Raw genomic sequence first — 13,379 nt, forward strand, 5'->3', positions numbered from 1 at the left:
GTATGAGCCGTTCCGGCATGTACGCGCCGACGCTCGCCGACGCAGGGCGCACGCCGGTGTCCGTCCTTTCGGGCGTGGGGCCGAAGGTGGCCGAGAAACTGGCCGCGCGCGGCCTGGCGACGATCGGCGACCTGTGGTTGCATCTGCCGCGCCAGTACGAGGACCGCACCCACATCACCCCGATCCGGCATCTGCGCGGCGGGGTGCCGGCGCAGATCGAAGGCGTGGTGGAGGCGGTCGAGAAGGGCTTCCGGCGCCGGCCGATGTTGCGTGTCGCGGTCGGCGATGGATCGGGAGGCACGCTGGTCCTGCGTTTCTTCCACTTCCGCGCAGCGCAGGTCGCGCAGCTCGCCGTGGGGACGCGTCTGTGCTGTTTCGGCACGCCGCGGCCGGGCCAGCAGGGTCTGGAAATCGTGCATCCGAGCTATCGCGTGCTCGGCGACGACGCGGCGACGGTGCTCGACGATCGTCTCGATCCGGTCTATCCCGCGATCGAGGGTGTCGGTCCCCAGGTGCTGCGCCGTCTGGTCGGCCAGGCGCTGGACCGGCTGCCCGGTGACGTCGCGCTGGAACTGCTGCCGGCGCATGCCCTTGCGCCGCTCGTGATGCCGACGCTGCGCGAAGCGCTGCTGTATGTGCACCGGCCACCGCACGATGCCGACCTCTCGATGCTGGTCAGCGGTCGGCATGCCGCGCAGCGGCGCCTGGTGCTGGAGGAAATGCTCGCCCATCACCTCAGCTTGCGCCGGCAGCGCATCGCGTTGCAGGCGCATCGCGCACCGGCGTTGCGGCCAGGCGCGCTCGCCGCGGCACTGCAGGCCGCGTTGCCGTTCGCGCTGACCGGTGCGCAGGCGCGGGTGCATCGCGAACTGCTCGTGGACCTCGCGCGACGCAAACCGATGTTGCGGCTGGTGCAGGGGGATGTCGGCAGCGGCAAGACCGTGGTCGCCGCGCTTGCCGCCGCGGCCGCGATCGACGGCGGTCGCCAGGCCGCGCTGATGGCGCCCACGGAACTGCTCGCCGAACAGCACGCCCAGAACCTGCGTGCGTGGTTCGAGCCGCTCGGGGTGCGGGTCGCCTGGCTCGCCGGCAAGGTCACCGGCCGCGCGCGCGCGGCGGTGCTGGCCGATATCGCGTCGGGTGCGGCGCCGCTCGTGGTCGGCACGCATGCACTGATGCAGGCGAGCGTCGCGTTCCACGACCTCGCCCTTGCGATCATCGACGAGCAACACCGCTTCGGCGTGCACCAGCGGCTGGCGCTGCGCGACAAAGGCGCAGGCGGCGACCGCGTGCCGCACCAGTTGGTGATGACGGCGACGCCGATTCCGCGCACGCTGGCGATGTCGGCCTATGCCGACCTCGACGTCTCGGCGATCGACGAACTGCCGCCCGGTCGAACGCCCGTGCAGACGGTTGTGCTCAGCAGCGAGCGGCGCCCTGCGCTGATCGAACGTATCCGTCATGCCTGCGCCGAGGGGCGCCAGGCGTACTGGGTCTGTACGCTGATCGACGATTCGGACGAAGTCGTGGCCCAGGCCGCGCAGACGACGTTCGAACTGTTGTCTGCCGCGCTGCCGGACGTCCGTGTCGCCCTCGTGCACGGGCGGATGAAGCCTGCCGCCAAGCAGGAAGCGATGCGCGCGTTCAAGCAGGGTGACGTCGACCTGCTGGTCGCGACGACCGTGATCGAGGTGGGCGTGGATGTGCCGAACGCCTCGCTGATGGTGATCGAGAATGCCGAACGTCTCGGCCTTGCGCAGTTGCACCAGTTGCGCGGCCGGGTCGGGCGGGGCAGCGCCGCATCGAGTTGTGTGCTGCTGTACCAGGCCCCGCTGTCGCGCATGGCGCGCGAGCGTCTGGAGACGATGCGCACGACCAGCGACGGCTTCGTGATCGCGGAGAAGGACCTTGCGCTGCGGGGCCCCGGCGAGTTGCTCGGTACGCGTCAGACCGGCCTCGCCGAGTTTCGGCTGGCCGACCTGGCGCGTGATGCGGACCTGCTGCCGGACGTACATCGCATCGGTGACGCGGTACTGGCGGATGCGCCCGACATCGCCGAGCGGGTGATTGCCCGGTGGATCGGCGGCGCGACGCGCTACGCCTCGGCCTGAGCGGTAGGCCGCCGCGGCCTGCCTGGCGCGCGGCCTCGGTTCGATATGCCCGGCGACGCCAGGGGCCACTTCCGCGTGCGCAATGATCCGTGGCACATTCGTTCATGGCTTCAGACAGCCGAAGAATCCGGTCAATCAGCCGGGTCGAACGCTGCGTCGGCTCGCATCGCGCACAGGGGGACTCATGGAAGATCGACGACGCGTCTTCATCGCGGACGACCATCCGTTCACGCTCGCGGGCGTGCGCGCCGAGATCGAGCGCGCGGGCGAGGCGCGGGTTGCGGGTGAAGCCTGCAATGGCGCCGCGTTGCTGCAGCTTCTCGAGGACGCGCGCCCCGGCGATCTGCTGGTCACCGATTTTTCGATGCGCGGCCCGCAATTTCGCGACTGTGACGGGCTGCCGTTGCTCTTGACCCTGCGGCGACAACTGCCGGCGCTGCCGATCATCGTGCTGACCGATCTCGACAATCCCGCGATGCTGCGGGCGATCGTGGACGCCGGTGTCCGTGGACTGGTGGACAAGGCCTCCGCCCCCGGAGAGCTGTTGACCGCGATCCGCAAGGTCGCAGCCGGCCGTATCCATTTCTGCCGCGCGATGCGCACGATGCTCGATCAGGCGGGTGGTCCCGACGGGCCGCGGCTGCGCATGTCCCCGCATGAAGCTGAAGTCGTGCGTCTGTTCGCCGGTGGACTGACCGTCAGCGAGATCGCCGCCCGTCTGTCGCGCAGCGTCAAGACCATCAGCCGCCAGAAGAACGACGCGATGCACAAGCTGGGTCTGGAGAACAACTGCCAGCTCTATGCATACGCACGTGATCATGGCCTGTCGCCCTGACGCGATGCGATACGCCTGCCTTGCGTCGCCTGTGCCGGTCCCCCCTCCTGCGGCGACACGCTAAGGAGGGTCTGAATAACTGCCGCGGGAATGACGGCCAAAAGCGGAATTGTTCAGACCTTCCCTAATGCGCCCGTGTGGGCTGGCGAGAGGCTCGGACTCCATGCGAGGCAAGCGGGTGAGCTTGATGTCGCAAGCGTCCCTGCTGCCGGGCGTCTGGTCGAATCGGTCACGGATTGACATGTAAGGGCAGTGGTCACTGCGGCGTCCACCCGCACAGTGTCTGGCCAGGATCGCGTGTTCGCGGCCGGGCGCAACCCGGGCGATAATGCGGCATGACCGACAAGATCCCGCTCCTGATCGATACCGACCCCGGCGTCGACGACGCGCTCGCTTTGCTGCTGGCCTTCGACGATGACGCCCACGATATCGTCGGGCTGACCATCGCCGCCGGAAACGTCGGCCTGCAGCACACCGTGGCCAATGCACTGAAGCTCTGTGAAGTGGCGGGCCGCACGGATGTGCCGGTGTTCCCGGGCAGCCCGTCGCCATTGCTTCGCGCCGCGCCCGATGCCGCCTATGTGCATGGCAACGACGGCTTCGGCGATATCGGCTATACGCCGGCGGCGCGTGGCGCGGAAACCGAACACGCGGCGCTCGCGATCCTGCGTCTGTCGCATCTCTACGCCGGGCGCCTGGTGCTGGCGGCCCTGGGGCCGCTGACCAATGTCGCGCTTGCCCTGAAGCTCGATCCGACACTCCCGGCACGCGTGTCCCGGTTCGTCGCGATGTCCGGGGCCGTCACCGGCCACGGCAACATCACGCCCAGCGCGGAGTTCAATGCGTATTTCGACCCGGAAGCCGCGAAGATCGTGTTCGACGCCTTCCCTGCGTTCGACCTGTCCGACTGGGAGGCCACGGTTGCCCATGGACTGCCGCACGACGCGGTGCTGGGGTGGATGCAGGCCGGGGGCGGGATCGGCCAGTTCTATGAGGCGATCTCGCGCAAAACCCGTGAATGGTCCGCCGATCGCCGCGGCGACGACTGGCATTCGGCGGATGCGCTGGCGATGGCCTGGGTGCTGGAACCCGATGCGGCGCTGGAGGTGGTCAGCCGACCGCTCGACGTCGTACTCGACCACGGTCCTGCCCGGGGCGCCACGATCGTCGACTGGCAGCGCCAGCTCGGCCGGCCCGACAATGCCCGCATCCTGATGCGTTATGACGCGGCGCGGTTCCATGCACGGATCCGTCGCGTGCTCTCCCGTTGAGCCCGGCCACTGCCGGCTTGCGCCGAGGTCGTGTCGATGGTTAAAATGCCGCTCTTCCCTTGCGCAACTCTGGTGCCGCCATGAAGGCCGACATCCATCCCGAATACCGCGAAGTCGTCTTCCAGGACGTCACGTCCGACGGTTTCAAGTTCCTGACCCGCTCGACCCTCGCCGCCACGGCGAAGGAAAAGATCCAGTGGGAGGACGGTAACGAATACCCGCTGATCAAGATCGAAGTCTCGTCGGCCACGCATCCGTTCTACACCGGCCAGAACAAGATCATCGACACCAGCGGTCGCGTCGACAAGTTCCGCAGGCGCTACGCCAAGTAAGCGTGTGCGGAATGCTGCGTGCCCTGTGCACGCATCATTCGACGACACCAGCGGCCGCCCCAGGGCGGCCGTCTGCATTCCAGTCGCCGGTTCACCACTGCAGCATCGATGTTGCGGTGGGCGTCGCCATGTTCGACGTTCGTGCAATGCCGCGTACGGGCGCGCATGGAATCGCTATGCGATAATTGACGCGTTGCGGCACGCGCCGCCCGCCATGCCGGATGGCGTCGCCGTCCGGAGAAATGAGGAGCCTCCAGAGTGTCTGAATCCAACGCCAAGCTCGACCAGGTCACGCTCGATGCCGCCGGCAAAACGGTGACGCTGCCCGTTCTGCACGGCACGCTCGGCAACCCCTGCATCGACATCTCGAAGCTGCCCAAGGAAACCGGCTGCTTCACCTACGACTCCGGCTTCACGGCCACCGCCAGCTGCAAGTCCGCGATCACCTACATCGACGGCGACGAAGGCGTGCTGTTGTACCGCGGCTACCCGATCGACCAGTTGGCCGAGAAGTCGAGCTTCCTCGAAGTCGCCTATCTGCTGCAGGCCGGCGAGCTGCCGACGGCCGACGAGTTCGCGAAGTTCGAGCACGAAGTCACGCATCACACGATGATGCACGAGTCGCTGAAGAGCTTTCTGCAGGGGTTCCGCCACGATGCGCATCCGATGGCGATGCTCGCCGCATCGGTCGCGTCGATGTCGGCGTTCTATCACGACACGCTGGACCTGCAGGATCCGGAGCAGCGTCGCCTCGCCGCGATCCGCCTGATCGCCAAGGTGCCGACGCTGGCTGCGGCCGCGTACCGCTACTCGATCGGCCAGCCGATCCGCTATCCGCGTAACAGCCTGAACTACGTCGACCGCTTCCTGCACATGATGTTCGAAGTGCCGAGCGAGCCGCTGGAACTCAACCCGGTCGTCGCCAAGGCGATGGACCTGCTCTTCATCCTGCACGCCGACCACGAGCAGAACGCGTCGACCTCGACGGTGCGTCTGGTCGGCTCGACCGGCGCGAACCCGTATGCGTCGGTCGCGGCCGGCATCACCGCGCTGTGGGGCCCCGCGCACGGCGGCGCCAACGAGGCGGTGCTCAAGCAACTGGCTGAAATCGGCACCGCCGACAACGTCGAGAAGGCGGTGCTGCGCGCCAAGGACAAGAACGACCCGTTCCGTCTGATGGGCTTCGGCCACCGCGTGTACAAGAACTTCGACCCGCGCGCGAAGATCATCCGTGAGATGACCCACAAGGTCCTCGGCGAGCTGGGCATCAACGATCCGTTGCTCGATGTCGCGATGAAGCTCGAAGAGGCGGCGCTGAAGGACGACTACTTCGTCGAGCGCAAGCTCTACCCGAACGTCGACTTCTACAGCGGCATCATCTACAAGGCGCTCAACATCCCGACCGAGATGTTCACCGTCATGTTCGCGATCGGCCGCACCGCCGGCTGGGTGGCGCACTGGCTCGAGCAACAGGTGGATCCGGAAGCCAAGATCGGCCGCCCGCGGCAGATCTACACCGGCTACGACGTGCGTGATTACACGGGCGCCGGCGATCGTTGAGCCATGCGGTCCGCCGGGCGTCAGCCCGGGTGTCATGACAGGGGCGGCCTTCGGGCCGCCCTTGTCGTTTCCGGAGCACTGTGTCCGGGAAATCCGACCTTCATGTCAGGCGCATCCCGGCTGTCGGCACCTCGGGCTTTGGTCAGACTGCCTTCGACACGCGCTGCTTCGCCTCATGTGTCTCATGGGCCGCCGCAGCGTTCGACTCACTCGAAGGGGACATTCTGATGAAGATGCGATGGATGTGGGCGGCGGCACTCGCTTTGGCGGCGGTACTGAGCGGATCGAACGTGGCGGCGCAGGAAATGTCGTTCCGCAGCGGTCTGATCACCGGCATCAGCCCGATGCAGGTGGCCGTGACCGCGCAGCAGCAGTCCAGGCCGTCGCAGACCACCGGGGCTTTCGGACGCGCGCTGGGGCGGGTGGCCGGACGCGCGGCGTCACGGGTCACCGGCGAGTACTCCTACGAAGCCTACGAGGTCGCCAGTGGCGCTGCGCGCGACGTCGTCGAAGGGGCCGCCGCAGCGCCGGCTGCAGGTGCTCAGACCGTGACCGCCTACATGGTGATGATGCGGTTCGATGACGGCAGCGAATCGGCCATCCGTGCCGCCACTGCGGACGGCCTGCGGGTCGGCGCACGGGCGCGGGTGTTCGGAAGCGGCCAGAGCGCGCAGATCGTCATGGAGTAAGGGCAGGCCTCCTTCCGGGGGCGCTCGTGTCAGCCGGCGCCGTGCTCCAGGGCGACAAGCTGTTCGAGCTGCGCCCTGGATGCGCGGCGCATCGGCTTGTCGTCCATCGCCGACAGCGGCGCCTGCCGCAGACTCGCTTCCGGCAGCACCGTCAGATCGAAGGTCAGATCTTCGGCGGCGAAGACCCACACATCGAAATCGCCTGTCCGCTGGCGGTCCAGGCGCAAGCGGCGCATCCGGCTTTCAGCTGGGATCCCGTGATCGTCCAGAAAGCGGGCGAGGCCGGCCGGGTCGTCGGTGTGAAGGTGCAGCATCACCGCGGAATGGGCGTCCGCTGTTCCGTCGAGCACCGGTCCGACAAGTCGCGGTGAGAACCGCTCGAAGAAACCCATCGCACGCACCGCCGCTTCGCGCCGCATGCGCAGCGCATCGGTCTGACGGGCACCGACGAACAGCCGCTGATACTCGCGCAGTGCGTCTTCGATTTCCCGATTGCGCGGCAACGAGGCATCGTCGTGGATGCCGAGCCGGCTTGCGGCCTTGAGCTTGGCCACATGGAAGTCGCGGATCCCGCCTTCTGCCATCAGCCGTGCGGCCTCATGCGCGAGACGATGGCGGCGTTCGCGGGTCTGAGTCTCCGCGTGTTGACGTGCGCGGTGCATGCCCGGCCCCTGTCGTCGATCATCTGCGATCGACTGTACGCCAGCATCGTGACCGGTCAAGACACGGCGCGATGCGCTTCAGCTTGCAGCCGCGCCCCAAACGGCATTTCCCACGCCGACGTGTGTCTTGATCAAAGCGATGGCGCGGGACCTGCCGCTAGGGCAGGTCCGGACAACTCCGCTCTTACTCCTCATTCCCGCTTTCGCAGGAATGACGGACTTGTTCAGAGGGTCCCTAGCAGTCAGAAGATGTCGAACGCTTCTTCCGTCGGGACATCGTCGATCTGCAGGTCGATCTCGGACTCCATGCGGTCCAGGTCTTCCGCCTTGACGTACTCGATGATGCCGCCGTCCGACGAGGTCGGCAGCAGGCGACCGCCGGCGGTGACCGCCACCCGGACCATGCCTTCCGGCGGTTCGTTCGTTGCTTCGGGCACGCCATCGAGCGCAACGCGCATGAAGTCGATCCAGATCGGCAGGGCCGAACGGCCGCCGTATTCGCGGAAACCGAGCGAGCGGTTGTCGTCGCGCCCCACCCACACCGACGTCACGAGGTTGCCGCCGAAGCCGGAGAACCAGGCATCGCGGTGGTCGTTGGTCGAGCCCGTCTTGCCGCCCACGTCCTCGCGTTCGAGCACGCGTGCCGCGGTCCCGGTGCCCCGGCGCACCACGTCACGCATCATCGAGATCATCTGGTACGCCACCCGCTCGTCGATGGCGCGCGGCGCCATCACCGGGGCGGCGCCATCGGCGCGCGGCTCCGGCGGTGCCTGGGCTTCGGCCGGCGCGGCGGTGACCTCACGCTTCTCCGCAGCAGGCCCCAGGTTGAAGCCGTCGACGACGTGGCCGGGCGTCGAGGACTGCCCGGGCGTGCCGCCGCTCCCGCAGCTGCGGCAGGCGCGTGCGGGATTTTCCTTGAACACCAACGTGCCCTCACGGTCACGGACCTCGTCGATGAACCACGGCGTCACCCGGAATCCGCCGTTGGAGAACACCGCGTAGCCGCGGGTCACGTCCAGCGGGGTCAGCGACGGCGTGCCCAGGGCGATGGACAGGTTCGGTGGCAGTTGCGATTCCTCGAAGCCGAAATGGCTGATGTAGCGACGTGCATAGTCCACGCCGATCGCGTCTAGCAGGCGCACGGCAACGAGGTTGCGAGACTGCACGAGGGCCTCGCGCAGGCGCATCGGGCCGACGAAGCGGCCATCGGAGTTCTGCGGGCGCCAGTCCTGTCCGCGGCGCATCCGGAACAGCACCGGCGCATCGAGCACGATCGACGCCGGATTGAAGCCTTTCTCGAATGAGGCCGCGAAGATGAAGGGCTTGAAGCTCGAGCCCGGCTGCCGCCGTGACTGCGTGGCGCGATTGAAATTGCTGCCGGCGAAGCTGAAACCGCCAATGAGTGCGCGCACCGCGCCGTCGTCGGGTTCCATCGATACGAGGGTGGCCTGCGCGCGCGGCAACTGCTCCAGCTGCCAGGTGACGACCGGCGGGGCAGGCGGCGCGTCGGGCGCGGCGTCTGCAGGAGCCTTGGGCGTGGTCTCCACACGACGCACGCGTGCCAGGTCGCCGCGCGTGAGCAGGGCGGCCGGGTTCTTGCCGGTCCAGCGGCTGGCCGCTGCATCAAGGGTTACCGTGGTGCCGTCGGCCAGTACGACGTCGGCCGTGCCCTCGCCGCTACGCATGACGATGGCGGGCAACATGCCGCCCTGCGGCGCGATGCCGCGCAGGCGGCGCGCAATGGCGCCGGCGTCCTCATCGGCCGCCAGCTCGAAGGTCTCGGTGGGCTTCACCCAGCCGTGGCGCCGGTCGTAGGTGGTCAGACCGTTGCGAACGGCCAGCTCGGCCCCGGCCTGCATCGTCGGATCGATCGTGGTCGTGACGTGGTAGCCGCGGGTCAATACGTCACCGCCGTAGCGGGCGACCATCTCCAGTCGCACCATTTCCGCCACATAGGGTGCGAAGACCTCGATCGGACGCTCGTGCGGGCTGGCGTGCATCTCGACCGCGCGCGCGGCGGCGGCGTCCTGTGCGCTGATGAAGCCCAGTTCCTGCATGCGCGCGAGCACATACACGTCCCGCCGCTCCTTCGCACGCTCCGGATTGCTCAGCGGATTGCCGCTGGACGGGAACTTCGGGATGGCTGCAAGCGACGCCATTTCGTCGAGGTCCAGCTCGGCCAGCGACTTGCCGTAGTAGAACTCGGCCGCCGCTGCCACGCCGTAGGCACGGTTGCCGAAGAAGCTCTTGTTGAGGTAGAGCTCGAAGATCTCGTCCTTCGACAGGTTCTGCTCCATCTTCCGTGCAAGCAGCATCTCGGCGAACTTGCGGGTGAAGCTGTATTCCGAGCTCAGGAAGAACTGGCGCGCGACCTGCTGGGTGATCGTCGAACCGCCAGGCACGCGGCGGTCGTTGGTCGTCGCCAGCAGCCACAGCGCGCGCGCAACACCGCGGTAATCGATGCCGCCATGCTCGTAGAAGCGTGCGTCCTCGGTCGCCAGGAAGGCCTGCTTCAGGCGCTCGGGCACCTCATCGATCTTGACCGGATAGCGGCGTGTCTCGCCGAACAGGGCGATCAGACGACCGTCCCGGGCATAGACATACATCGGCTCCTGCATCTCGATGTCGCGCAAGGACTCGACATCGGGCAGCTTCGACGCGACGGCTGCGTAGAGGATGCCGCCGGTCACCGCACCGAGGATACCGAGCACCAGCACCAGGACCAGGGTCCAGCGCAGCAGACGGCGGAAACGGGAGGGGCGGGGCTTGGACGTCGACGAAGGGGCTGGGCTCATGGCGGCGAAGTATAGGGGAGGCGCCCGCGCGCCGCCGCTGGGGCTCGGTGGAACAGGGCTTGCAAGCGGGGTCCTGAGGCAGCGGGCGCCGGGCGTTCAGATTCCCGGATTCGACCGTGCGTGTTGCCAATGTCAGGAAAGTCCGCTATTTAATGCGCCGGGACACGAGGCGTGGCTAAACGCCCGTGGCAAAGGGGATATACCGTGGGGCTCATCACAAAAAGCCAGATGCCGGTCATCGGCGTCGACATCAGCTCGACCGCGGTCAAGCTGTTGCAGCTGTCGCGCCAGGGCAACCGCTATCGGGTGGAGCACTACGCGGTCGAACCGCTGCCGCCCAATGCGGTGGTGGAAAAGAACATCGTCGAGGTCGAGGCGGTCGGCGAAGCGATCCGTCGCGCGGTGTCGCGCTCGGGCAGCAAGGCCAGGCACGCGGCGGCCGCGGTCGCAGGCTCGGCGGTCATCACCAAGACCATCCCGATGCCGGCTGATCTCGACGAGGACGATCTCGAATCGCAGGTCGAACTCGAGGCGGTGAACTACATCCCGTATCCGATCGAGGAAGTGAACCTCGATTTCGAGGTGCTTGGGCCGATGCCCGGCAACGTCGAGATGGTGCAGGTGCTGCTCGCGGCCTCGCGCTCGGAGAACGTCGAGCTGCGCGCCTCGGCGCTGGAGCTGGGCGGGCTGACCGCCAGGGTCATCGACGTCGAAGCCTTCGCGGTCGAGAACGCCTTCGCCATGATCGCCGGCACGCTGAGCATGCCGACCGACGGCGTGGTCGCACTGGTCGATGTCGGCGCGACGATGACCACGCTCAACGTGCTGCGCCACGGGCGCAGCCTGTACTCGCGCGAGCAGGTGTTCGGCGGCAAGCAGCTCACCGACGAGGTGATGCGACGCTACGGCCTCAGCTACGAGGAAGCCGGCTTGGCCAAGCGCCAGGGCGGCTTGCCGGAAAGTTACGAAGTCGAAGTGCTTGAGCCATTCAAGGAAGCGATGGTCCAGCAGGTCAGCCGTCTGCTGCAGTTCTTCTATGCAGGCAGCGACTTCAACCGGGTTGACCAGGTGGTGCTTGCCGGTGGATGCGCATCGATTCCGGGGGTCGCCGAAATGGTCGAGGAGCAGCTGGGCGTGCAGACCGTGCTCGCCAATCCGCTCGCCCAGATGACCCTCGGGCCCCGCGTGCAGGCGCATGCGCTGGCCCAGGACGCGCCCGCGCTCATGATCGCCTGCGGCCTCGCGCTGAGGAGCTTCGACTGATGTCCAGGATCAATCTCCTCCCGTGGCGCGCCGAACGGCGCAAGCAGCGGCAGAAGGAATTCGGCGTGATGGTGGGCATCGCGGCGGCAGCCGGCGTGGCGCTGTGGTTCCTCGTGAACATGTACTACAACGCGCAGATCGACGGTCAGAACGAGCGCAATGCGTTCCTGCAGCAGCAGATCGCCGCGGTCGACACGCAGATCACCGAGATCGATGCACTGGAGTCGCAGCGCGCACGCCTGCTCGCGCGCAAGGCGGTCATCGAGCAGTTGCAGGGCAACCGCTCGCAGATGGTCCACCTGTTCGACCAGTTGGTGCGGACGATTCCCGACGGCGTGCTGCTGACCTCCCTCAAGCAGGAAGGCCAGACCCTGACGCTGGAAGGTCGCTCGCAGTCGAACGCGCGGGTCAGCACCTATATGCGCTCGCTCGACGGCTCCGGCTGGATGACCAGTCCGCAGCTGTCGGTGATCGAGGCGCAGGACGGCGTGCCGGGCCTGCCCTATGCATTCACGCTGAGTGTGCAGCTCTCCACGCCGGCAGCGAAGGAAGCGGCAGCCGCGGAAGGCGCAGACCCCGCCATGCCGAACGACGAGATGCCCGGCGCTACGCCGGTGGCCGCACCCGTTGTCGAAGGAGCTGCCTCGTGAGCAAGAAGAAGATGTCGCTGCGCGAGCTCGACTTCAACAACACCGGCTCATGGCCGCGTGAGTACCGGATCGGTGCCTGCATTCTGGTGGGCCTGCTGATCTTCGTGCTGCTGTGGTACGTCGTCACGCGGGAGAAGGGCGCCGAACTGACCAGCCTGGAGTCGCAGGAAGCGGGTCTGCGCCTCGACTTCGAGACCAAGCAGGGCAAGGCCGCGAACCTCGAGCCGCTGAAGCAGCAGCTGGCGCAGATGGAACAACAGCTCCAGCAGATGCTGCGGCAGTTGCCGAGCAAGACCGAAATGCCGGACCTGATCGTCGATATCTCGCAGACCGCCATCGCCACCGGCATCCAGAACGACCTGTTCAAGCCGGGCGAGGAAACGCCGCGCGAGTTCTATGCCGAGCAACCGATCTCGCTGCGCATGGTGGGCACGTACCACCAGTTCGGCGCGTTCGTCAGCGGCGTTGCTTCCTTGCCCCGCGTGGTGATCATGACGATGCACGACATCTCGCTCAAACCCCGCGCCGCAGGCGCCGATGGTCTGGCGGCGATCGGTCCCAACTCCAGCCTCGAGCTTTCCGGCACGGTGAAGACCTACCGGTATCTGGACGAGGATGAGGCTGCTGCGCAGGCGCAGTCCGTGGAGGTGGCGCCGTGATGGCTGGACAGGCGAGCAGGACGATCCGGGGCTTCGCGCTGCTGGCCCTGGCGCTCGGCGTGGCCGGCTGCGGCCGCGGTGTCACCAGTGAGCCGGGCGATGCCCCCAACCTCGAAGTCTGGGCCGAAGAGGTCAAGCAACGGCCCGCGCCCGCGCTCGAGCCCCTGCCGGTGATGCAGCAGTTCGAGACCTTCGAGTACTCGGCGCAGGGCATTCGCGATCCCTTCAGCAATGCGTTCACGGACGACGGCGGCGGCAGTGGCCCGCGTCCCGACTCGAACCGGCGCAAGGAAATCACCGAGCAGTATCCGCTCGACAGCATGTCGATGGTGGGGACCATCGGTACCGGTGGCCGCATCGTCGGTCTGGTGCTTGCGCCGGACAAGGTGACCTACCGCATTACCCCGGGCAATTACCTGGGACAGAACGATGGCCGTGTCACCTCGGTCAACGAAAATCGCATCGAGCTCGTCGAGCTCGTGCCCGATGGCGCCGGCGGCTGGTTGGAACGTCCGGCTTCGCTCGCGCTGAACGAACAATGATGAGGGGAAG

The 13,379-nt window shown here is 67.2% G+C and carries 12 protein-coding genes; 10 read left to right on the forward strand and 2 right to left on the reverse strand.

All coding sequences use genetic code 11. The annotated features are described in order from the left end of the window. Positions 1-2 precede the first annotated feature (2 nt). The 6 genes from recG (at position 3) to J2X52_RS06520 (ending at position 6,798) form a co-directional block, all read left to right on the forward strand. A complete protein-coding gene (gene recG / locus J2X52_RS06495) occupies positions 3-2,111 on the forward strand; it encodes an ATP-dependent DNA helicase RecG (RefSeq protein ID WP_310150465.1) in 2,109 nt (702 codons plus the stop codon). Between the two features lie 184 nt (positions 2,112-2,295). Beyond that, the gene (locus J2X52_RS06500) at positions 2,296-2,946 is read left to right on the forward strand and encodes a response regulator transcription factor (RefSeq protein ID WP_310150468.1); all 651 of its coding nucleotides are present in this window, start codon (positions 2,296-2,298) and stop codon (positions 2,944-2,946) included. A gap of 335 nt (positions 2,947-3,281) precedes the next feature. Next, entirely contained in the window at positions 3,282-4,217 is a 936-nt protein-coding gene (locus J2X52_RS06505; protein WP_310150471.1) for a nucleoside hydrolase, read from the forward strand. An 80-nt stretch (positions 4,218-4,297) separates the two neighbouring features. Next, on the forward strand, positions 4,298-4,549 hold the full coding sequence (locus tag J2X52_RS06510) for a type B 50S ribosomal protein L31 (protein ID WP_232134337.1): 252 nt from the start codon (positions 4,298-4,300) through the stop codon (positions 4,547-4,549). A 258-nt stretch (positions 4,550-4,807) separates the two neighbouring features. Further along, entirely contained in the window at positions 4,808-6,109 is a 1,302-nt protein-coding gene (locus J2X52_RS06515; protein ID WP_310150477.1) for a citrate synthase, read from the forward strand. Positions 6,110-6,336: 227 nt separating this feature from the next. After that, entirely contained in the window at positions 6,337-6,798 is a 462-nt protein-coding gene (locus J2X52_RS06520) for a hypothetical protein (protein WP_310150479.1), read from the forward strand. A gap of 29 nt (positions 6,799-6,827) precedes the next feature. Here J2X52_RS06520 and J2X52_RS06525 read toward each other — a convergent pair whose 3' ends face one another. Continuing rightward, positions 6,828-7,460, reverse strand: coding sequence for a hypothetical protein (locus tag J2X52_RS06525; RefSeq protein ID WP_310150484.1), 633 nt, complete (start codon positions 7,458-7,460; stop codon positions 6,828-6,830). A 242-nt stretch (positions 7,461-7,702) separates the two neighbouring features. Beyond that, positions 7,703-10,255 carry a penicillin-binding protein 1A gene (locus J2X52_RS06530; protein WP_310150487.1) on the reverse strand — a complete coding sequence of 851 codons (2,553 nt, stop codon included), beginning with the start codon at positions 10,253-10,255 and terminating at the stop codon, positions 7,703-7,705. 204 nt (positions 10,256-10,459) lie between these two features. On the opposite strand from J2X52_RS06530, the gene J2X52_RS06535 reads away from it, so the two are divergent. From J2X52_RS06535 to J2X52_RS06550, 4 genes are read left to right on the forward strand one after another with little or no spacing between them, the layout of a single operon-like run. After that, positions 10,460-11,518, forward strand: coding sequence for a pilus assembly protein PilM (locus J2X52_RS06535; RefSeq protein WP_310150490.1), 1,059 nt, complete (start codon positions 10,460-10,462; stop codon positions 11,516-11,518). Next, the gene (locus J2X52_RS06540; protein ID WP_310150493.1) at positions 11,518-12,168 is read left to right on the forward strand and encodes a PilN domain-containing protein; all 651 of its coding nucleotides are present in this window, start codon (positions 11,518-11,520) and stop codon (positions 12,166-12,168) included. Before J2X52_RS06535 ends, J2X52_RS06540 begins: the two co-directional genes overlap by 1 nt. Further along, complete coding sequence (pilO, locus tag J2X52_RS06545; protein ID WP_310150496.1) at positions 12,165-12,827, forward strand: type 4a pilus biogenesis protein PilO; 663 nt, start codon at positions 12,165-12,167, stop codon at positions 12,825-12,827. Before J2X52_RS06540 ends, pilO begins: the two co-directional genes overlap by 4 nt. Then, the gene (locus J2X52_RS06550) at positions 12,827-13,369 is read left to right on the forward strand and encodes a pilus assembly protein PilP (protein ID WP_310150499.1); all 543 of its coding nucleotides are present in this window, start codon (positions 12,827-12,829) and stop codon (positions 13,367-13,369) included. The genes pilO and J2X52_RS06550 overlap by 1 nt, the downstream gene beginning before the upstream one ends. The last annotated feature ends 10 nt before the right edge of the window (positions 13,370-13,379 follow it).

The sequence above is a fragment of the Luteimonas sp. 3794 genome (genome assembly GCF_031456825.1).
In the GTDB taxonomy this organism is placed as follows: domain Bacteria; phylum Pseudomonadota; class Gammaproteobacteria; order Xanthomonadales; family Xanthomonadaceae; genus Luteimonas.